We start from the raw sequence: 17,521 nt of genomic DNA, 5'->3' as shown, positions 1-17,521 counted from the left end.
CCCATGCCCCGAGCCATGCTGGCAAGCTTTGCCAATCGTATAGCCAAGCCCGATTTGCGTTGGGTGCCGGATGAGGGGCTGACCGCCTCGCGCCTGCGGATCGAGCTGTTGTCCGGTCTGACCGTGGCGCTGGCGCTGGTGCCCGAAGCGGTGGCCTTTGCCTTTGTTGCCGGGGTGCATCCGCTGGTCGGTCTGTATGCGGCCTTCATGGTTGGTCTGATCACGGCGCTGATCGGTGGCCGTCCGGGCATGATTTCGGGCGCAACCGGGGCGCTGGCCGTAGTGATGGTGGCGCTGGTCGCTGAACATGGGGTCGAATACCTGTTCGCGACCGTTGTGCTGATGGGCATCCTGCAGCTGATTGCCGGAGCCATGCACTGGGGACGGTTCATCCGACTGGTGCCGCATCCGGTGATGCTGGGCTTTGTGAACGGTCTGGCGATTGTGATTTTCCTGGCGCAATTGGGCCAGTTCAAGGTGCCGGGTACCATGGAAAACACCGGCCACGGCGTTGGTGGGGGTGAGTGGCTCTCGGGCCTGCAGCTTTATACCATGCTGGGCCTTGTGGCGCTGACCATGGCGGTGATCTGGGTCATGCCGCGCATCACCCGCATCGTTCCTGCGCCTCTGGCGGGTATTCTGGTCGTGGCTGCGCTGGTGATTGGCTTTGGCCTGGACGTGCCGCGCGTTGGCGATCTGGCCTCGATCGAGGGCGGGCTGCCCGCGTTCCACATCCCGATGGTCCCGCTGACCTGGGAAACCTTTGAAATCATCTTGCCCTATGCGGTCATTCTGGCCGCCATCGGCCTGATTGAATCGCTGCTGACCCTGAACCTTGTTGGCGAAATCACCGGCAAGCGTGGCGGAGCGTCGCAAGAATGTATCGCGCAGGGCGTTGCCAACGTGGCCACCGGATTCTTCGGTGGTATGGGCGGTTGTGCGATGATCGGTCAGTCGATGATCAACGTGAAATCCGGTGGTCGTACGCGGATTGCGGGCATCGCGGCGGCGCTGTTCCTGCTGATCTTTATCCTGTTCGCTTCACCCCTTATCGAACAGATCCCGCTGGCCGCGCTGGTCGGGGTGATGTTCATGGTGGTGATCGGAACCTTCGCCTGGAACTCGTTCAAGATCCTGCGCAAAGTGCCGCTGACCGATGCGTTCGTGATCGTCCTGGTGACTGTCGTGACAGTGATGGAGGACCTGGCGGTTGCCGTGGTCGTCGGCGTCATCGTCTCGGCGCTGGCCTACGCTTGGAACAATGCCAAGCGTATTCATGCCGTTACCCGCGAATCTTCGACCGAAAAGGGCGCCAAGGTCTATGAAGTTCAAGGCCCGCTTTTCTTCGGTTCGTCCGATGGCTTTGTCGAGTTGTTCGACGTTCCGAACGATCCGGAAACGGTGATCGTGGACTTTGCCGAAAGCCGCGTGGTCGACCAGTCGGCGCTGCAGGCGATTGAGAACATCGCCGCCAAATATGAGGCCGCAGGCAAACGCGTCATGCTACGTCACCTCAGCCGCGACTGTCACAAGCTGCTTACCAAAGCCGGTCACCTGATGGTCGATAGCGATGACGATCCGGACTACGAACTAGCGGTGGATTACTCGGTTCGTACCGGTATCCTCGGCGGCCACTGATCAGTGCGAGGCTCTGCCTCGTGCTCCGGGATATTTCCAGCCAGATGAAGTAGGGATCCTTCCTTCATCTGGCCTCAAATATCCCGGGGGTGACGCCCGAAGGGCGGCGGGGGCAGAGCCCCCCTGAGACAAGTCAATCGTCCGGACGGCTCAGTGAAAACAACTCGGTAACAACCGAGTAGTCCCGATACCCCAGCCGGGCCAGCGGCTGGAAGGATGTGACGTCGAAAATACCGTCCTTCAGGCAATCATCGCGCAGGTGAACGCCAGTGACTTCACCGAACACGACCCGGTTTGCCTTTCCGGGCAGGGTCACAATTTGCGTCAGTTTGCATTCCAGTGCGGCCGGGGCGCCTTCAACGCGGGCGCAAGGGATGGTCTCACATTCGACCGGTGTCAGTCCGGCGTGATCGAATTCGTCGTGATGTTTGGGTAAGCCTGCTGAACTGGCATTCATCGCGTCGCGGTGCGCATGGGCGACGACATTCACGCAAAACACGCCGGTTGCCTCGATATTCGACACACTGTCCTTGCCGCCGTCCTGATCGTGCTTAGTACCGGTTGATGCGAACATCACTTGCGGCGGCGTGTAGGCGACACCGTTGAAGAACGAATAGGGCGCCAGATTGTTGACCCCGTCCGGGCTGCGGGTGGAAATCCAGCCAATTGGTCGGGGCGTGATAACCGCGTTGAACGGATTGTGCGGCAGACCGTGGCCGTCTTCGGGGCGATAGAACATCTGAACTCCAAGCGTTTGCCCATGGCGTAGCGAAGTGCTAGGGCGAATGCCAGCAAGGAAACGAGGGCCGGGGTGCAGCAGTTCGGGATCAGGCCGGAAGAGCCGGATGATTGGTGGGAGGTTGAGGCCCTCTATGACCTGTGCTTTGCGCCCGGGCGCGAGGCGCTGTCTTCGTATCGCCTGCGCGATGATGTGCCGCCTGTGGCCGGAATGTCTCTGGTGGCGCGGGATGGGCAGGGCATTCTGGCCGGGGCCATCCGGTTCTGGCCGGTGCATGTGGGCGATCACGATGCGCTGTTGTTGGGGCCGGTGGCTGTGCATCCCACCCATCAGGGCGAAGGGCTGGGTGGTTTTTTGATCCACGAAAGCCTTGAGGTCGGCCGCGCATTGGGCTGGGAGCGCGTTATGCTGGTCGGTGATGCGCCGTATTACGCCCGGTTCGGATTTACGCGCCTAAGCGGGGTCGAGATGCCGCCCCCCACCAACCCGGACCGCGTTCTGGGCGTGGAATTGTCGCCCGGCGTTTGGGCGGGCGTCCGGGGCTCTGTGACCCGCTGGAGCCGCTGAACTATTGAAACGTTGGCCTTAAATCCCGATGTCTAAAGGGCAGGAGGGTGTTTATGCAGGACGTGGTTCTTGTCGAAAAACTGGATGCCGACGCCGAACTTGACCGATTGGCCGGGTATTACAGGTCTGCGGGTGGTCCGGGTGTCAAACTGCTGAACAGTTTGGGCGGATCGGCTGAATCCTTGTTGGAGCAATTGCCCGAACCGATCAGGCTGGGGCTTACGGGTGCGACGGAACAGGCCCTGTGGCTGGCAATGCACGCGGCGGAAGGATCGCGCCGTGCGGTTCCCGATCAGCGCCCTTGGGTCAACACTGCGGTGACCACCGCCATGGGCGTTGCGGGTGGCGTGGGCGGTGTGTCGACCGCTTTGATGGAGTTGCCCGCGACCACCGCAATGCTGTTGCGCGCGATACAGGGGGCCGCAGCGCGCGAAGGGTTTGATCCTTCGGAAGAAGGTGTGAAGTTCGATTGCGTCCGGGTGCTTTCGGCTGCAGGTCCGTTGTCCAATGACGATGGCGCCGATCTTGGGTTCTTTTCCGTCAGGCTGACGTTAACCGGACCGGCCCTGCAGAAACTGGTCGCGGCGGTTGCTCCGCGTCTGTCCGTTGTACTGGGGCAGAAACTGGCGGCGCAGTCCGTGCCGGTGCTGGGCGCTATTGCCGGTGGTGGCACCAACTACGTCTACACGCGCTATTACCAGCAGATTGCCCGCGTGCATTTTGGCCTGCGGCGATTGGCGATCGATGCCGATATTCCGCATGATGATCTGATGCGAAAACTGGCGGCGCGTATGTGACCCAAAGCTAAGGGTTTGGAGAAAAGCGCTTTATATGGTATCCATCATCCGAGGGCCCGCTAAATAAGCAAATAGCTGCGGGATAACAGGCAAGGATTCCATTTGAAAGGCGGCTAGCGTGGTTGACGCCAGACTTGCGCCATATGTTTCGCGAAAGACCCGGCACCTTCCGGTACGGCAGCAATCGGCTGCACTGTGCTATCGCATCGCGCAGGGGCGCCCGGAGGTTTTGCTGATAACGACACGAAAATCCCGTCGTTGGATCATTCCCAAAGGATGGCTGATTGACGGCCTGAGCCCGTCCGAGACAGCCTGTCAGGAAGCGTGGGAAGAGGGCGGTATTCGCGGTCGGTGCCAGGCTCGGGCATTGGGGCGGTTCCATTATCAGAAGCAGCGCAGCAAAAAGGGGCCTGTATTGTGCGTCGTGGATGTTTTTCCGCTGTTGGTGCAATCGGTCTCATCGCGTTTTCCCGAATGCAGGCAACGGGACAGAAAGTGGTTTTCGCCGAAAAAGGCGGCCTCAAAGGTAAATTCACCTGAACTCTCACTATTGTTACGCAAGCTCGAGCCTGTTAGGCACTGAGTTGCCCCTGGAAGGGCTTGATCTTGCCATGTGCCCCGGTATCTATTCGGCAACCGACATTTGGACGGACCATGATTCAATACGCATTGAAGTGCAGCAACGGCCATACATTTGACAGTTGGTTTCAATCAGCGGCCGCTTACGACAAATTGGCATCCGCGAGCATGGTGACATGCGCGGTGTGCGGGTGTTGCGATGTTGAAAAGGCCATCATGACACCGCGCGTCCGTCCGGCCCGCACCGCCGAGGCGCGACCTCTGGCGGCGACGCCTGAGGCCGAAACGATAGGTGTGGCAGCCCCGGCACCGGACGTCGAAAAGGTACTGGCTGAGCTGCGCCGCAAGGTCGAAGAGAATTCGGATTATGTCGGTAAGGACTTCGCCAGCGAAGCACGCAAAATCCATCTGGGCGACGCCCCCGAACGGGCGATCTATGGCGAGGCCAGACCGGAAGACGCGCAAGCCCTGATTGATGACGGCGTGCCGGTGGCTCCGCTGCCATTTGTTCCCAGCAGAAAGACCAACTGACCCCTGCATGTCGTGATCACTGGCGCAGGCCGTGACACTTGGGCAGGGGATCGGCGATCATTCTGTCGGCATAAGGGCGCAGAAAGTTGCCTCCAGTGTCACCGCCGTGTTGCTGACCCCTCAGTCTGTGGTGCCCACATCTACCGTGCTTCAAAGGCCGCCGCGTTGAAACCGGGGCGGATCGGACGCCAAGATCACCTCGGACCAGACCCCAGGGGATTGATCGAGCGGTTCGACGCGTCGTCGCTGGCCATCAGGGGCTTTTTTGGAAACCCGGGATGGCCACTCTCATGCTTACTGACGGATCAGCGCCGCCGAGGGGATTTCGTAGACCTCATCCGGGTCGATGAAAACCACTGTCAGGTCACCGCGGGTCTCATGGCTGATCTTGGCGGGCGAGCTGCTGGACGTTGGGACGCCGTCGGTGAAATAGATGCTGCGTACCTCGCCAGCGCCCAACGAAACAGCCAGTGTAGTGGTGCCATCGTCATGGTGGCGCAACTCGGCATGGCAACTGCTCAGCGGCTCTCCGCCTGCGGCGCAGGGCACCGTGCCCAAGGCATTCTTTCCGTCGGTCGCGGCCAGTGTGGCAACTTGCGCAAAAGCGGGCGAAGACAGCAGCATGGCTGCGATGGCAAGGCGGAGCATGGAAAACCTCTTGGAAAATTCGACACCTAAGGCTGACACCCCCTCTGCCGGATGTAAAGCGCGCCGATGCGGCATTCGGGGTGGTATTGAACCCTTGCCCTTGCGGCCCCCCTCGCATAAGACGCACGGGATCTGAATTCCAAGGCGCGGAGATCCCACCCCCATGCCCGTACTCGTGATGAAATTCGGTGGCACTTCGGTTGCCAATCTTGACCGCATCCGCCGCGCGGCCAAGCGCATCGGTGTCGAAGTGGCCAAGGGTTATGACGTGATTGTCATCGTGTCGGCCATGTCCGGCAAGACCAACGAACTGGTGGGCTGGGTCGACGAGACCTCGCCGCTGTATGACGCGCGCGAATATGATGCGGTAGTGTCCTCGGGCGAGAACGTGACCGCAGGTCTGATGGCCCTGACCTTGCAGGAAATGGATATCCCGGCGCGCAGCTGGCAGGGCTGGCAGGTTCCTCTGCTGACCACCAGCGCCCACAGTCAGGCGCGGATCGAAGATATTCCGCCCGAAAACATCCGCCAGAAATTCGACGAGGGCATGAAGGTCGCTGTTGTCGCCGGGTTCCAGGGCATCAGCCCCGAAGGTCGCATCACCACGCTGGGGCGCGGTGGTTCGGACACGACCGCCGTGGCCTTTGCTGCGGCGTTCGATGCGGAACGCTGTGACATCTATACGGATGTGGATGGTGTCTATACCACCGATCCGCGCATTTGTGAAAAGGCGCGCAAACTGGACCGGATTTCGTTCGAGGAAATGCTCGAACTGGCCTCGCTGGGGGCCAAGGTGCTGCAGACCCGCTCGGTCGAGCTGGCGATGCGGTATAAGGTGAAACTGCGCGTTCTCTCAAGTTTCGAAGAACAATCCGACGAGGCCGGTACGCTGGTCGTTGACGAGGAGGATATCATGGAATCCAATGTTGTGGCCGGTGTGGCCTATTCCCGTGACGAGGCCAAGATGACCGTCGTATCGGTGGCGGACCGCCCCGGTATCGCCTCGACCATCTTTACCGCGCTCAGCGATGAGGGCGTGAATGTCGACATGATCGTGCAGAACATCTCGGATGAGGGTCGCACGGACATGACCTTTTCCTGCCCCACCGATCAGGTGGCACGGGCGGAAAAAGCCCTGCTGGCGATCAAGGACGCGGGCGAGTTGAACTATGCCGAACTGGTTGCGGATGAAGATGTCTGCAAGGTCTCGGTAGTAGGTATCGGGATGCGCTCTCAGTCCGGTGTTGCGGCCAAAATGTTCAAGATCCTCTCGGATGAGGGGATCAACATCAAGGTCATTACAACCTCTGAGATTAAAATTTCCGTCCTTGTCGACAGGAAATACATGGAACTTGCGGTTCAGGCACTGCATGATGCCTTTGAACTGGACAAGGCGGCCTGAGCGTTTCAGCCAAGGGTCTTGCCTGACGCACTAATTTGGGTGGGCCATGGCGGACGGTACCGAAACAGAATCCCGCAAGCTGCTCGGGCGGCTGCGCGAAGAGATGGCAAGCGAGGCCGCCGGTCAGGAGCGTCTTGACCGGATCACCAGCCTGATTGCGGACAGCATCCGGGCCGAGGTCTGCTCGGTCTACTTGTTCCGCGATGAAGATACGCTGGAGCTGTGCGCCACCGAAGGCCTGTCACCCGAGGCTGTCCACAAGACCAGGATGCGCATGGGTGAGGGGCTGGTGGGCCGCGTTGCCCTGTCCGGAAAGGTGATGAACACGGCGGATGCTCCGTCGGCCAAGGGCTTCCGTTATATGCCCGAAACCGGCGAGGAACGGTTTTCGTCCTTTCTTGGCGTACCCATACAGCGCCTGGGCGAAAAGCTGGGTGTACTGGTGGTTCAGTCTCGCGAAGCGCGCGAGCTTTCCGCGGATGAGGTGTATGCGTTGGAAGTGGTTGCCATGGTTCTGGCTGAAATGGCCGAACTGGGCGCTTTTGTCGGTGAGGGTGCGGCGCTTTCGCCCTTGCACCAGCAATCAGTTCAGTTGAATGGCGGCCCGGCGCAAGAGGGCTCGGCCGAAGGGCATGTCTGGCTGCATGAACCGCGCGTGGTGGTCACCAACCCCATCGCCGAGGATCCCCACCGTGAACTTGAACGCCTGACCGAAGCCGTGGAAGAGCTGCGCGTCGGCGTCGACAAGATGCTGGAAATCTCGCGGGGGGCCGATAAGGAACAGCTTCAGGTTCTGGAAGCCTACCGCATGTTCGCTAATTCCAAGGGCTGGATGCGGCGGATGGAAGAGGACATTGACCGCGGCCTCAGTGCCGAAGCCGCCGTCGAGAAAGAGCAATCGCAGGCCCGTGCGCGCATGGGGCAGGTAACCGATCCCTATCTGCGCGAGCGGTTGGCCGATCTGGACGACCTCAGCAACCGGTTGCTGCGTATCCTGACCGGGCAGGGTAAAACCGATGGGGCCGACCTGCCGCCCGATCCGATCCTGATCGCCCGCAATATCGGCCCTGGTGATCTGTTGGAATACGGCCGTTCGCTGAGAGGTATCGTGCTCGAGGAAGGCTCGGTCGGCAGCCACGCCACCATTGTCGCCCGTGCGCTGGCGATTCCGCTGGTTGTTCACGTGGGCCGCATCACCACCGAAGCATTGAACGGCGACCATATCCTGGTCGATGGCGATCAAGGTGTCGTGCACCTGCGCCCCGAAGATACCGTGGTCAGCGCCTTCCGCGACAAGATCGCGATGCAGGCCAAGGCGCAGGAACGTTACGCCTCGATCCGTGAAACCCCGACTGTGACGCGGGATGGCGAGCGGATCAATCTGGTGATGAATGCGGGCCTGATGGCCGACCTACCGTCGCTGAACAACTCGGGCGCCGAAGGCGTGGGCCTGTTCCGGACCGAGTTGCAGTTCCTGATCCGTAACCAAATGCCGAAACGGTCGGAATTGGTGGCGCAATATCAACGGGTTCTGGATGCGGCTGGCGACAAGCGCGTCGTGTTCCGGACGCTGGATATCGGGTCGGACAAGGTTCTGCCCTATATGAAACACGTGGCCGAGCCGAACCCGGCACTGGGCTGGCGCGCGATTCGCGTCGGGCTGGACAAGCGCGGCGTGATGCGGATGCAGTTGCAGGCCCTGCTGCGCGCTGCCAACGGTCGGCCGTTGACAATCATGTTCCCCTTCGTGGCGCAGGCCGACGAATTCCGCGAGGCCAAGTGGGAGGTCAACAAGACCATCGAGCGGGAAAAACGTCTTGGCCACGTCCTGCCCGAAACGATCGAGGTCGGCGCGATGCTGGAGACGCCATCGCTTGCCTTTGCGCCACAAAAGTTCTTTGACGAGGTGGATTTCGTCTCGATCGGCGGCAACGATCTGAAGCAGTTCTTCTTTGCCGCCGACCGCGAGAACGAACTGGTGCGCCGCCGCTATGACACGCTGAATGTCAGCTTCCTCACCTTCATCGAGCGGATCGTCGAGCGCTGCAACATCTCGGGAACGCCGCTCAGCTTCTGCGGCGAGGATGCCGGACGCCCGGTCGAGGCGCTGTGCCTGGCGGCGATGGGCATCCGCACCCTGTCGATGCGCCCGGCCTCGATTGGTCCGGTCAAAAGCCTTCTGTTGCGGGCCGATCTGCAATCGCTGCGCAAGATCATCGCCGATGCGCGCCATCGCGGAGAGCAATCAGTGCGCCCCGCCGTCATGGAATGGCTGCGCAATCAAAACTGATTTTGCAAATCCGGGCTTGCTTTCTGCAACCGCATTGCCTAATTACACCCTGAATGTTAGCGATAACATTACCCATGCCACGGGCGCCGCGAACAGGTGATGCTATGATGGCGCAGGTGAAAACTGAAGGAGCCCGTCGATGGTTTCACGCGTAATTCCGGTCAACCCGTTCGATCTGGTGTTGTTCGGCGCCACTGGCGATCTGGCACAGCGCAAGATTCTACCGGGTCTCTATCATCGGTTCGAAGTGGGCCAGATGCCCGAGGACGCCCGGATCATCGGCACGGCCCGGTCGGATATGGACGGCGACGCGTTTCGTGCACTGATCCGCACCTCGATGAAGGAATTCGCGCCCAAGTTCAAAAAGAACGTGCTGGATCAGTTCCTCAGCCGGGTCGAATATGTTCAGGTCGATGCAATGGGTGAGGCGGGCTGGTCCGATCTGGCCAAGACCTTGCGCCCGGATGTGGTGCGCGCCTTCTATTTGTCGGTCGGTCCCAGCCTGTTTTCGGGCATTGCGCAACGTCTGCATGATCACGGGCTGGCCACGGCGGACAGCCGCATCGTGGTGGAAAAACCCTTTGGTCATGACCTGGCCACGGCCAAGGCGCTGAACGAAGGCCTGCGCGCCTGTTTCGAAGAACATCAGATTTACCGGATTGATCACTATCTGGGCAAAGAGACGGTGCAGAACCTGATGGCGCTGCGCTTTGCCAACTCGCTTTTCGAACCCCTGTGGAATTCGACCCATATCGATCATGTGCAGATCACCGTCGCGGAAACCGTCAGCGTCGAGGGGCGCGGAGGGTATTATGATCAATCCGGCGCCATGCGGGACATGATCCAGAACCATCTGGTGCAACTTCTGTGTCTGACGGCGATGGAGCCGCCTTCGAAATTCGCACCCAACGCTGTGCGGGACGAGAAGGTCAAGGTGATCGAGGCGTTGGAACCGGTTGAGCCCAAAGACATCGCGCGCGGCCAATATCGCGCCGAGCACGGCGAAGGTGGTTATATCGATCACGTCGGTAACCCTTCCAGCCGGACCGAAAGCTACATTGCCCTTAAGGTTCATCTGGGCAACTGGCGCTGGGCCGGGGTGCCGTTCTATCTGCGCACCGGCAAACGCCTGCGGGCGAGGGAATCTGAGATTGCCGTGTTCTTCCGCGACCCGCCGCATACAATCTTTCCGAATGTAGGCCCGCTGCACGGCAACGTGCTGGTGATCCGCCTGCAACCGGACGAGGGCATCACCCTGCGCACCACGATCAAAGATCCCGGCCCGGGCGGGTTCCGCCTGTCGGATGTGGCCCTGGACATGAGCTTTGCCGACGCGCTGGGCGCGGAATCCAGTGCGCCGGATGCCTATGAACGGTTGGTGATGGACGTGATCCGCGGCGATCAGACCCTGTTCATGCGCGGGGATGAGGCCGAGGCCGCCTGGGCCTGGGTCGATCCCATCATTCAGGGCTGGGAAGATCGGGGCGATCGCCCGGCGCGGTACGATCAGGGCAGTTCAGGTCCCGAAGAAGCATTGATGCTGATGCATCGCGACGGTCGTCGCTGGCGTCAGATCGGAGGTTAATTATGGTTCATTCTGTTATCACCGACGTCACCCAGCGGATCATCGACCGCAGCGCCGACCTGCGCGGGCCGCATGTAAAGCGGATGGAGCAGGCCCGGTCAAAAGGGCCGGCGCGCGCGCATCTGTCCTGCAGCGGGCAAGCCCATGCTTTTGCGGGTGCAGGGCAAGACCAGCAGTCGATGGCGACCGGGACGGCCGGAAATTTGGGCATTGTCACCTCGTATAACGACATGCTTTCGGCCCACCAGCCGTTTGAACGTTACCCCGGCCTGATCCGCGATGCGATCCGCGCGGCGGGTGGCACTGCGCAGGTCGCGGGCGGCGTTCCTGCCATGTGCGATGGTGTCACGCAGGGCGAGGCGGGGATGGAGCTTTCGCTGTTCTCACGCGATGTGATTGCGCTGGCGACCGGCGTGGCGCTCAGCCACAACACCTATGACGCGGCGGTGTTCCTTGGCGTTTGTGACAAGATCGTGCCGGGCCTCATCATCGGGGCGCAGGCGTTCGGGCATCTGCCTGCGGTCTTCCTGCCTGCGGGGCCAATGACCAGCGGCCTGCCAAACGACGAAAAGGCCAAGGTCCGCCAGAAATTCGCCGCCGGAGAGGTGGGGCGCGACGAACTCATGAAGGCGGAAATGGCCGCCTATCACGGCCCCGGCACGTGCACCTTCTACGGAACCGCCAACACCAACCAGATGCTGATGGAGTTCATGGGCCTGCACCTGCCGGGTTCCAGCTTCATCAACCCCAACACCCCACTGCGCGATGCGCTGACGAAAGAGGGTGCCCGCCGGGCCCTGTCGCTCAGCGCGTTGGGCAATGACTATACGCCGGTCTATCAGGTTCTGGACGAACGTGCCTTTGTGAATGGCATCGTTGGCCTGATGGCGACGGGGGGCTCGACCAACCTGCTGATCCACCTGATCGCCATGGCGCGTGCAGGGGGTATCGTCTTGGATTGGGAAGATTTCTCCGACATCTCTGCCGTGGTGCCCCTGATCGCGCGGGTCTATCCCAACGGTTTGGCCGACGTGAATCATTTCCACGCGGCTGGCGGGTTGGGCTTTGCGATCGGTACGCTGCTTGAGGATGGCTTGCTGCACCCCGACACGCTCACCGTGGCGGGGCAGGGCCTGCACAACTACACCAAAGAGCCCAAGTTGAAGGGTGATGAGTTGACTTGGGAAGAGGGCGCAGGCCACAGCCTGAACGACAAGATCGTGCGCCCCGCCAAGGACCCGTTTCAGCCCACCGGCGGCCTGTCACGGCTGACCGGCAATCTGGGCACCGCCGTCATGAAAGTCTCGGCCGTGGCTCCCGAGCATCAGGTGGTCGAGGCACCCGTGCGGGTTTTCCACGATCAGGATGAGGTCAAAGCCGCCTTCAAGGCCGGAGAGTTCACCGACGACGTCATCGTCGTCGTCCGCTTTCAAGGCCCAAAGGCCAACGGCATGCCCGAGTTGCACTCGCTGACGCCGATGCTGTCGATCCTGCAGGGCCGGGGGCAGAAAGTGGCGCTGGTCACCGATGGCCGCATGTCTGGTGCTTCGGGCAAGGTCCCCGCTGCCATCCATGTCTGCCCCGAGGCTTTGGAGGGCGGCCCGATCGCCTATCTGCAGGACGGTGATCTGCTGCGCGTTGATGCGGTGAAGGGGGATCTGGAAGTCCTCACCCCGGGCGTACTGGATCGCGCCCCTGTCACTGCCGATCTGTCTGCCAACCAACACGGTGTCGGGCGTGACCTGTTCGCCGCCTTCCGCAACAACGTTGGTTCCGCCGACGTCGGTGCCAGTATTTTCGGAGCGTAAACAATGTCGAAGACCCAACGTACCCGCGAAATCTGCGCGCTGGCCCCCATCGTCCCGGTTCTGGTTATCGACGACGCGGCCCATGCCCGCCCTCTGGCCGAAGCTCTGGTCGCCGGAGGCCTCCCCGCGCTGGAAGTCACCCTGCGCACTCCCGCCGCGCTGGATGCGATCCGAGCCATGGCCGATGTGCCCGGCGGCGCAGTTGGCGCAGGCACTCTGGTCACCCCCGAAGACGTGCGCGCCGCCAAAGAAGCAGGCGCCCAGTTCGGTGTCTCACCCGGTGCGACCGATGCCCTAATCGCCGCCTGTGAGGCGGAAGGCCTGCCATTGCTGCCCGGAGCGGCTACGGCCAGCGAGGCGATGCGCCTGCTCGAACAAGGCTATGACATGCTGAAATTCTTCCCGGCCGAGGCGTCGGGCGGGGCCCCCGCCCTGAAGGCCATCGGCGCACCTTTGCCGCAGATCACCTTCTGCCCGACCGGTGGCGTGTCGGCTGCGAATGCGCGGGATTACCTGTCGCTGTCAAACGTCGTTTGCGCTGGTGGCAGCTGGGTCGCGCCCAAGCAGATGGTTCTGGATGGCGAGTGGGCCGGGATCGAAGCACTTGCGCGAGAGGCCGCCAACCTGACGGATTGACGCTGCTCTTTGCTGCGCTACGTTGGGCGTCAATTCACACAGGTTGATCCCATGACAAACCCAATTTCTCTCGCGCAGGGGCGCGAGCATCTGGCCATTCCAGGCCCGTCGGCCATGCCCAATGCAGCGCTGCAGGCCATGCACCGTCTGTCGCCGAATATCTATGACGGCGAACTTATCGAGATGATGCCCGCCCTGACCAACGACCTGTGTCGCGTGGCCCCGGACCCAGCACAATGTCGCCACCTATATCTCTAACGACCACGGCACGTGGGAGGCCGCGCTGTCCAACGTGATCGCGCCAGGGGAAACTGTGCTGGCACAAGCCTTGGTCAGTTCACACATGGCCAGGCCGAGATGGTCGAAGCGATCGGTGCCAAGATTGATCTGATCGATTTCGGAACGTCTTCTCCGTGCGATATGGAGCGCGTTGCAGACGCTCTGCGCGCGAGTACCGGCTACCGGATCAAGGCGGTTCTGGCGGTGCATGTGGACACCTCCAGCTCGATCCGCAACGACATCCCGGCAGTGAGGGCGCTGCTGGACGGCCTGAACCACCCGCGGTGTTGATGGCGGACTAGAACGGCTTTCCCCTCTCGGCCATATGGGCCACGTGAATGGTCAGATTGTGATGGCGATGCTGGGGAGATCGAGACCGCAACGGCCTCCCTGAACATCCGGCGCGGCAACAGCGCGATTGAGGCCGCAGCCGCCGTTCTGTGCCAGTAAACGGCGATTATTCAGCCCGCGCTGTCGCCAGGGCATTCGGCAGCGCGGCTGCAAAAGCATCCAGATCTTCCGCCGCGCCACAGCTGACCCGGATACACCGGTTCTGAGGGGCGGCGAAAGGCATTCGCACAAAGATGCCCTGTGCCACCAGCGCCTCCAGAATAGCCTTGGCAAAAGCCCCGTCCTGCCCGCAATCAATGGCGACAAAGTTTGTGGCCGAGGGCAGGGGGGTTAGTCCGTTATCCCTTGCGATCTGGCTAATCCGGTCGCGGGCTGCGCTGATCTGCGCCTGAACTTGCGCCAGCCAGTCAGTGTCCAGCAGCGCCGCCAGCGCGCCGACCTGTGCGGCCCGGTTCATGCCGAAATGGTTGCGCACCTTGTTGAACGCCTCGATCAATCGCGGCGCACCTATCGCATAGCCAATCCGTGCCCCGGCCATGCCATAAACCTTGGAAAACGTACGCATCCGGATCACGCGCGGATCATCTGCCGCGACCGGGGCTGCGGTTCCTTCTGGTGCGCATTCTACATAGGCTTCGTCCAGCACCAGCAGGCAACCTTCGGGCAGGGTCTCCATCGCGGCGACGATATCTGCGCCACTGTGCCAACTGCCCATCGGATTGTCGGGGTTGGCCAGATAGACCAGCTTTGCATTCACCTCCTTCGCTTTGGTGAACAGTGCTGCAGGGTCCTCGTGGTCGCCCCGGTATGGCACTTTGTGCAACACGCCACCAAACCCGGCCACATGGTAGTTGAAGGTGGGGTAAGCCCCGTCCGAAGTAACAACAGTATCGCCCGGACCGACCAGCAACCGCACAAGGTACCCAAGTAACCCGTCGATGCCTTCGCCCACCACGATGTTTTCCGGCCTCACTCCGTGATGATCCGCCAGCGCGTGGCGCAGGTCATGGTTCTCGGGGTCGCCATACATCCAGATTTCGGTTGCCGCCATCGCCTTGACCGCACGGGGTGAGGGGCCGAATACGCCTTCGTTCGCGCCCAGCCGGGCTACAAAGGGCGCGCCGCGTTGACGCTCTTGAGTTTCGGGCCCGACAAAGGGAACAGTTGCCGGCAATGACAAGGCAAGCGGGGTATAGCGTGGGTCAGTCATGACGCGAGATAACCCCATGGCCCCCTGACAGGCAACACCTGCAATTGTGTCGCCAGACGTGCCCCGACGTTGCGGTGGAACTTGGCGACCCTTCCGGGCATGGTTGGGGCAACAGAATTTGGGAGGCCCGCATGTCACGCGTATCCGTCGAGTACAAAGATCACATCGCCCATGTCACCTTGACGCGCGGCGACAAGATGAATGCGCTGGATGACGCAATGGTCAAGGCGCTGCTGTCCGCCGGGCACGAGGTCGCGGCCTCGGACGCCCGCGCCGTGGTGCTGTCCGGCGAGGGCAAGAGCTTTTGCGCCGGGCTCGACATGGCCAGTTTTGCCAAGATGGCCCATATGGACCCGACCGAGTGGTTGATGGCCCGCAGCCACGAAGACGCCAATGAGATGCAGGAACTGGCGCTTGTCTGGCGGCGCGTGCCGGTACCGGTGATCTGCGCCATTCAGGGCGTGGCCTATGGAGGTGGTCTGCAGATCGCGCTGGGTGCCGATATCCGTATCGCCCACCCCGAGGCGAAGCTGGCCGTGATGGAGATGAAATGGGGCATCATTCCGGATATGGGCGGGATGGTTCTGCTGCCACAGCTTGTACGCTCGGACGTGTTGCGTTTGCTGACCTATACCGCGCGTCCGATCGGCGCGCAGCAGGCGGCGGACTGGGGGCTGGTGACGAAACTCTCGGACGATCCGTTGACCGAAGCGCTGGCGCTGGCAGAAGACATTGCGGGTCAAAGCCCGTCGGCAATCCGCGCCGCCAAGCGCCTGATCGACGTGGCCGAGACCAAGCCCCGCGCCGAAGTTCTGCTGGAGGAATCCGCGGAACAGGTCGAACTGATCGGCAAACCCGATCAGATGGAGGTGGTGATGGCGCAGATGCAGGGCCGTAAGCCCGAGTTCAAGTAATCAACGCATAAAGGCCCGCCGCGCGTCGCGTGCCATATTGTATCGCATTTCAAGGTCCGCGATCCGGGCCATGGCGGCTTTGCGTTCATCCGGGTCGGTCAGGCAAGCGTAGTCCTTTCGCGCTGAGTCCAGCCTTTTCTTGATCTCGAATTCTTCGGGAAGGACTCCGGCCTGTGCCATGATCCGATGGCTGGCTGCAATTGCGGGGTCACTTTGCGCTTCGCTCGAGCGGTCTGGCAGAGGCCGACCTTCGCCTTCGAGCCCCTGCAAGAGGCCCTCGGACTGTGCCTTTTTAATCTGACGTTCGATCAGTTTTCCCAGCGATCCAAGCATGGACGGAGAATATAGCAGCCAATTCGGTTTTGAAAGCGGCTACCGTGCCCGACGTGCCACAAGATAGGCAATCCCGCCTGCCAACAATCCCCAGACCGCAGCCCCCAGACCAAAGACGGAAATGCCAGAGGCTGTGATGGCAAAGGTCAGAATTGCAGCTTCTCTTTCGGCAGGCACTTCAAGTGCCGCGTGGGTTGCATTGGCCAAGACCCCGATCAGCGCGATCCCCGTAACTGTCCCCATCAGCAGAGGATCGGCGTGGACGGCAAAGCCTGTGATCGCCACCGCGAAGATGCCGAAAAGGCAATAGAACACGCCCGCCATCACAGCGGACCAGTAGCGCCGGGTTGGATCGGGGTGGCTGTCCTCGTTGGAACACATCGCGGCGGTGATCGCAGCGAGGCAGGTGGCGGGGGCCCCGAACGGGGCCGACAGGATGCTGGCCGCTCCTACCGAGGAAAACAGCCTGCCGGATGCGGGTGCATACCCAAAGCTGCGCATCACAGCGATTCCGGGGATGTTCTGTGTGGCCATAGTTACGATGAAAAGCGGGAGTCCGATTCCCAGGGCCGAAGCCAGAGAGAAGGTCGGCATGATCCAGACCGGTGCGGCCATCAGATGAGATGGCGCAACCGATGTATCGCCTGCGTTCAGGACCACAACAATCGCTGCAGCGATCACCGCCGCCGGGACCGCAAACAACCGATTGATCCGCCCGGCGAAAAACCATGTCAGGATCACCGGCAAGGCTTGCCAGGGTAGGTCAACGGCGGCTTTGAAGGGGACGATGCACAGGGGAAGCAGAACGCCTCCCAACATCGCCTGTGCCAACGTCGTCGGGATTGCCGCGGCCAGCCGCCCCAATGGGCGCCAAAGCCCGGCCAGCCCGGTCAGCGCGCCTGCACAAAGGAAAGCCCCCACGGCTTCGCTGAAGCCCACTGCGGGCATTGCGGACGCGGCCAGCAGTGCCACGCCCGGCGTTGACCACGCGACGCTGATGGGTTGCCGGTACAAAAGGCTGAGGCCGATAGCCGTCAACCCCATGGCGATGGCCGCTATCATCAGGCCCGAGGCGGATTCGGCTGGAGATGCCCCCATGGCGGCCAACCCCTGCAACACGATGGGGAACGAGCTGAAGAACCCGACAATGGCCACAACCAACCCTGTCGAGACGGTCTGCATCGGGGGAAGCGGGATTTCAGGCTTGGTCATGT

At 61.6% G+C, this 17,521-nt stretch carries 18 protein-coding genes; 13 read left to right on the top strand and 5 right to left on the bottom strand.

Features of this window, described 5'->3' with window-relative positions:
* Positions 1–3: 3 nt before the first annotated feature.
* Positions 4–1,638 (top strand): SulP family inorganic anion transporter, encoded by a 1,635-nt coding sequence (locus ACOQFT_RS08745; protein WP_421597551.1) that lies wholly within the window; start codon positions 4–6, stop codon positions 1,636–1,638.
* 133 nt (positions 1,639–1,771) lie between these two features.
* Here ACOQFT_RS08745 and ACOQFT_RS08740 read toward each other — a convergent pair whose 3' ends face one another.
* The gene (locus ACOQFT_RS08740; RefSeq protein ID WP_421597550.1) at positions 1,772–2,377 is read right to left on the bottom strand and encodes a flavin reductase family protein; all 606 of its coding nucleotides are present in this window, start codon (positions 2,375–2,377) and stop codon (positions 1,772–1,774) included.
* Between the two features lie 72 nt (positions 2,378–2,449).
* Between ACOQFT_RS08740 and ACOQFT_RS08735 the strand changes: the two genes are divergently transcribed.
* The 4 genes from ACOQFT_RS08735 (at position 2,450) to ACOQFT_RS08720 (ending at position 4,851) form a co-directional block, all read left to right on the top strand.
* Entirely contained in the window at positions 2,450–2,944 is a 495-nt protein-coding gene (locus tag ACOQFT_RS08735; RefSeq protein WP_421597549.1) for a GNAT family N-acetyltransferase, read from the top strand.
* A 53-nt stretch (positions 2,945–2,997) separates the two neighbouring features.
* Positions 2,998–3,741, top strand: coding sequence for an EcsC family protein (locus ACOQFT_RS08730; protein ID WP_421597548.1), 744 nt, complete (start codon positions 2,998–3,000; stop codon positions 3,739–3,741).
* A 118-nt stretch (positions 3,742–3,859) separates the two neighbouring features.
* Entirely contained in the window at positions 3,860–4,324 is a 465-nt protein-coding gene (locus ACOQFT_RS08725) for an NUDIX hydrolase (RefSeq protein ID WP_421597547.1), read from the top strand.
* A 71-nt stretch (positions 4,325–4,395) separates the two neighbouring features.
* Positions 4,396–4,851, top strand: a complete 456-nt coding sequence (locus ACOQFT_RS08720; protein ID WP_421597546.1) for a DUF1178 family protein — start codon at positions 4,396–4,398, stop codon at positions 4,849–4,851.
* Positions 4,852–5,145: 294 nt separating this feature from the next.
* On the opposite strand, the gene ACOQFT_RS08715 is transcribed toward ACOQFT_RS08720, so the two are convergent.
* Entirely contained in the window at positions 5,146–5,499 is a 354-nt protein-coding gene (locus ACOQFT_RS08715) for a hypothetical protein (RefSeq protein ID WP_421597545.1), read from the bottom strand.
* Between the two features lie 163 nt (positions 5,500–5,662).
* Between ACOQFT_RS08715 and ACOQFT_RS08710 the strand changes: the two genes are divergently transcribed.
* From ACOQFT_RS08710 to ACOQFT_RS08680, 7 genes are all read left to right on the top strand, one after another.
* Positions 5,663–6,901, top strand: a complete 1,239-nt coding sequence (locus ACOQFT_RS08710; RefSeq protein WP_421597544.1) for an aspartate kinase — start codon at positions 5,663–5,665, stop codon at positions 6,899–6,901.
* 46 nt (positions 6,902–6,947) lie between these two features.
* The gene (gene ptsP / locus ACOQFT_RS08705) at positions 6,948–9,191 is read left to right on the top strand and encodes a phosphoenolpyruvate--protein phosphotransferase (RefSeq protein ID WP_421597543.1); all 2,244 of its coding nucleotides are present in this window, start codon (positions 6,948–6,950) and stop codon (positions 9,189–9,191) included.
* Between the two features lie 139 nt (positions 9,192–9,330).
* Positions 9,331–10,776: a glucose-6-phosphate dehydrogenase gene (gene zwf / locus ACOQFT_RS08700; RefSeq protein ID WP_421597542.1), complete on the top strand. Its 1,446-nt coding sequence runs from the start codon at positions 9,331–9,333 to the stop codon at positions 10,774–10,776.
* Positions 10,777–10,778: 2 nt separating this feature from the next.
* On the top strand, positions 10,779–12,584 hold the full coding sequence (edd, locus tag ACOQFT_RS08695) for a phosphogluconate dehydratase (protein ID WP_421597541.1): 1,806 nt from the start codon (positions 10,779–10,781) through the stop codon (positions 12,582–12,584).
* A gap of 3 nt (positions 12,585–12,587) precedes the next feature.
* A complete protein-coding gene (gene eda / locus ACOQFT_RS08690; protein WP_421597540.1) occupies positions 12,588–13,220 on the top strand; it encodes a bifunctional 4-hydroxy-2-oxoglutarate aldolase/2-dehydro-3-deoxy-phosphogluconate aldolase in 633 nt (210 codons plus the stop codon).
* Between the two features lie 51 nt (positions 13,221–13,271).
* The gene (locus ACOQFT_RS08685) at positions 13,272–13,478 is read left to right on the top strand and encodes a hypothetical protein (protein WP_421597539.1); all 207 of its coding nucleotides are present in this window, start codon (positions 13,272–13,274) and stop codon (positions 13,476–13,478) included.
* Positions 13,479–13,577: 99 nt separating this feature from the next.
* The gene (locus ACOQFT_RS08680; protein WP_421597538.1) at positions 13,578–13,790 is read left to right on the top strand and encodes a hypothetical protein; all 213 of its coding nucleotides are present in this window, start codon (positions 13,578–13,580) and stop codon (positions 13,788–13,790) included.
* 166 nt (positions 13,791–13,956) lie between these two features.
* Here the strand turns inward: ACOQFT_RS08680 and ACOQFT_RS08675 are convergent, their stop codons facing one another.
* Positions 13,957–15,060 carry a pyridoxal phosphate-dependent aminotransferase gene (locus tag ACOQFT_RS08675; protein WP_421597537.1) on the bottom strand — a complete coding sequence of 368 codons (1,104 nt, stop codon included), beginning with the start codon at positions 15,058–15,060 and terminating at the stop codon, positions 13,957–13,959.
* A 131-nt stretch (positions 15,061–15,191) separates the two neighbouring features.
* On the opposite strand from ACOQFT_RS08675, the gene ACOQFT_RS08670 reads away from it, so the two are divergent.
* The gene (locus ACOQFT_RS08670) at positions 15,192–15,974 is read left to right on the top strand and encodes a crotonase/enoyl-CoA hydratase family protein (protein WP_421597536.1); all 783 of its coding nucleotides are present in this window, start codon (positions 15,192–15,194) and stop codon (positions 15,972–15,974) included.
* Here ACOQFT_RS08670 and ACOQFT_RS08665 read toward each other — a convergent pair whose 3' ends face one another.
* A complete protein-coding gene (locus tag ACOQFT_RS08665; RefSeq protein WP_421597535.1) occupies positions 15,975–16,307 on the bottom strand; it encodes a DUF1992 domain-containing protein in 333 nt (110 codons plus the stop codon).
* Positions 16,308–16,346: 39 nt separating this feature from the next.
* On the bottom strand, positions 16,347–17,519 hold the full coding sequence (locus ACOQFT_RS08660; RefSeq protein WP_421597534.1) for a benzoate/H(+) symporter BenE family transporter: 1,173 nt from the start codon (positions 17,517–17,519) through the stop codon (positions 16,347–16,349).
* Between the last annotated feature and the right edge of the window lie 2 nt (positions 17,520–17,521).

This window comes from Ruegeria sp. MALMAid1280 (assembly GCF_049195285.1).
Lineage (GTDB): Bacteria > Pseudomonadota > Alphaproteobacteria > Rhodobacterales > Rhodobacteraceae > Ruegeria.
This window is presented reverse-complemented; position numbering and strand designations above follow the sequence as displayed.

Excerpts from the sequence above, each read along its gene's own strand:
- ACOQFT_RS08745 (WP_421597551.1), top strand. The coding sequence starts at position 4 with ATGCCCCGAGCCATGCTGGCAAGCTTTGCCAATCGTATAGCCAAGCCC.
- ACOQFT_RS08740 (WP_421597550.1), bottom strand. The coding sequence starts at position 2,377 with ATGTTCTATCGCCCCGAAGACGGCCACGGTCTGCCGCACAATCCGTTC.
- ACOQFT_RS08730 (WP_421597548.1), top strand. The coding sequence starts at position 2,998 with ATGCAGGACGTGGTTCTTGTCGAAAAACTGGATGCCGACGCCGAACTT.
- ACOQFT_RS08720 (WP_421597546.1), top strand. The coding sequence starts at position 4,396 with ATGATTCAATACGCATTGAAGTGCAGCAACGGCCATACATTTGACAGT.
- ACOQFT_RS08715 (WP_421597545.1), bottom strand. The coding sequence starts at position 5,499 with ATGCTCCGCCTTGCCATCGCAGCCATGCTGCTGTCTTCGCCCGCTTTT.
- ACOQFT_RS08710 (WP_421597544.1), top strand. The coding sequence starts at position 5,663 with ATGCCCGTACTCGTGATGAAATTCGGTGGCACTTCGGTTGCCAATCTT.
- ptsP (WP_421597543.1), top strand. The coding sequence starts at position 6,948 with ATGGCGGACGGTACCGAAACAGAATCCCGCAAGCTGCTCGGGCGGCTG.
- zwf (WP_421597542.1), top strand. The coding sequence starts at position 9,331 with ATGGTTTCACGCGTAATTCCGGTCAACCCGTTCGATCTGGTGTTGTTC.
- edd (WP_421597541.1), top strand. The coding sequence starts at position 10,779 with ATGGTTCATTCTGTTATCACCGACGTCACCCAGCGGATCATCGACCGC.
- eda (WP_421597540.1), top strand. The coding sequence starts at position 12,588 with ATGTCGAAGACCCAACGTACCCGCGAAATCTGCGCGCTGGCCCCCATC.
- ACOQFT_RS08685 (WP_421597539.1), top strand. The coding sequence starts at position 13,272 with ATGACAAACCCAATTTCTCTCGCGCAGGGGCGCGAGCATCTGGCCATT.
- ACOQFT_RS08680 (WP_421597538.1), top strand. The coding sequence starts at position 13,578 with ATGGTCGAAGCGATCGGTGCCAAGATTGATCTGATCGATTTCGGAACG.
- ACOQFT_RS08675 (WP_421597537.1), bottom strand. The coding sequence starts at position 15,060 with ATGACTGACCCACGCTATACCCCGCTTGCCTTGTCATTGCCGGCAACT.
- ACOQFT_RS08670 (WP_421597536.1), top strand. The coding sequence starts at position 15,192 with ATGTCACGCGTATCCGTCGAGTACAAAGATCACATCGCCCATGTCACC.
- ACOQFT_RS08665 (WP_421597535.1), bottom strand. The coding sequence starts at position 16,307 with ATGCTTGGATCGCTGGGAAAACTGATCGAACGTCAGATTAAAAAGGCA.
- ACOQFT_RS08660 (WP_421597534.1), bottom strand. The coding sequence starts at position 17,519 with ATGACCAAGCCTGAAATCCCGCTTCCCCCGATGCAGACCGTCTCGACA.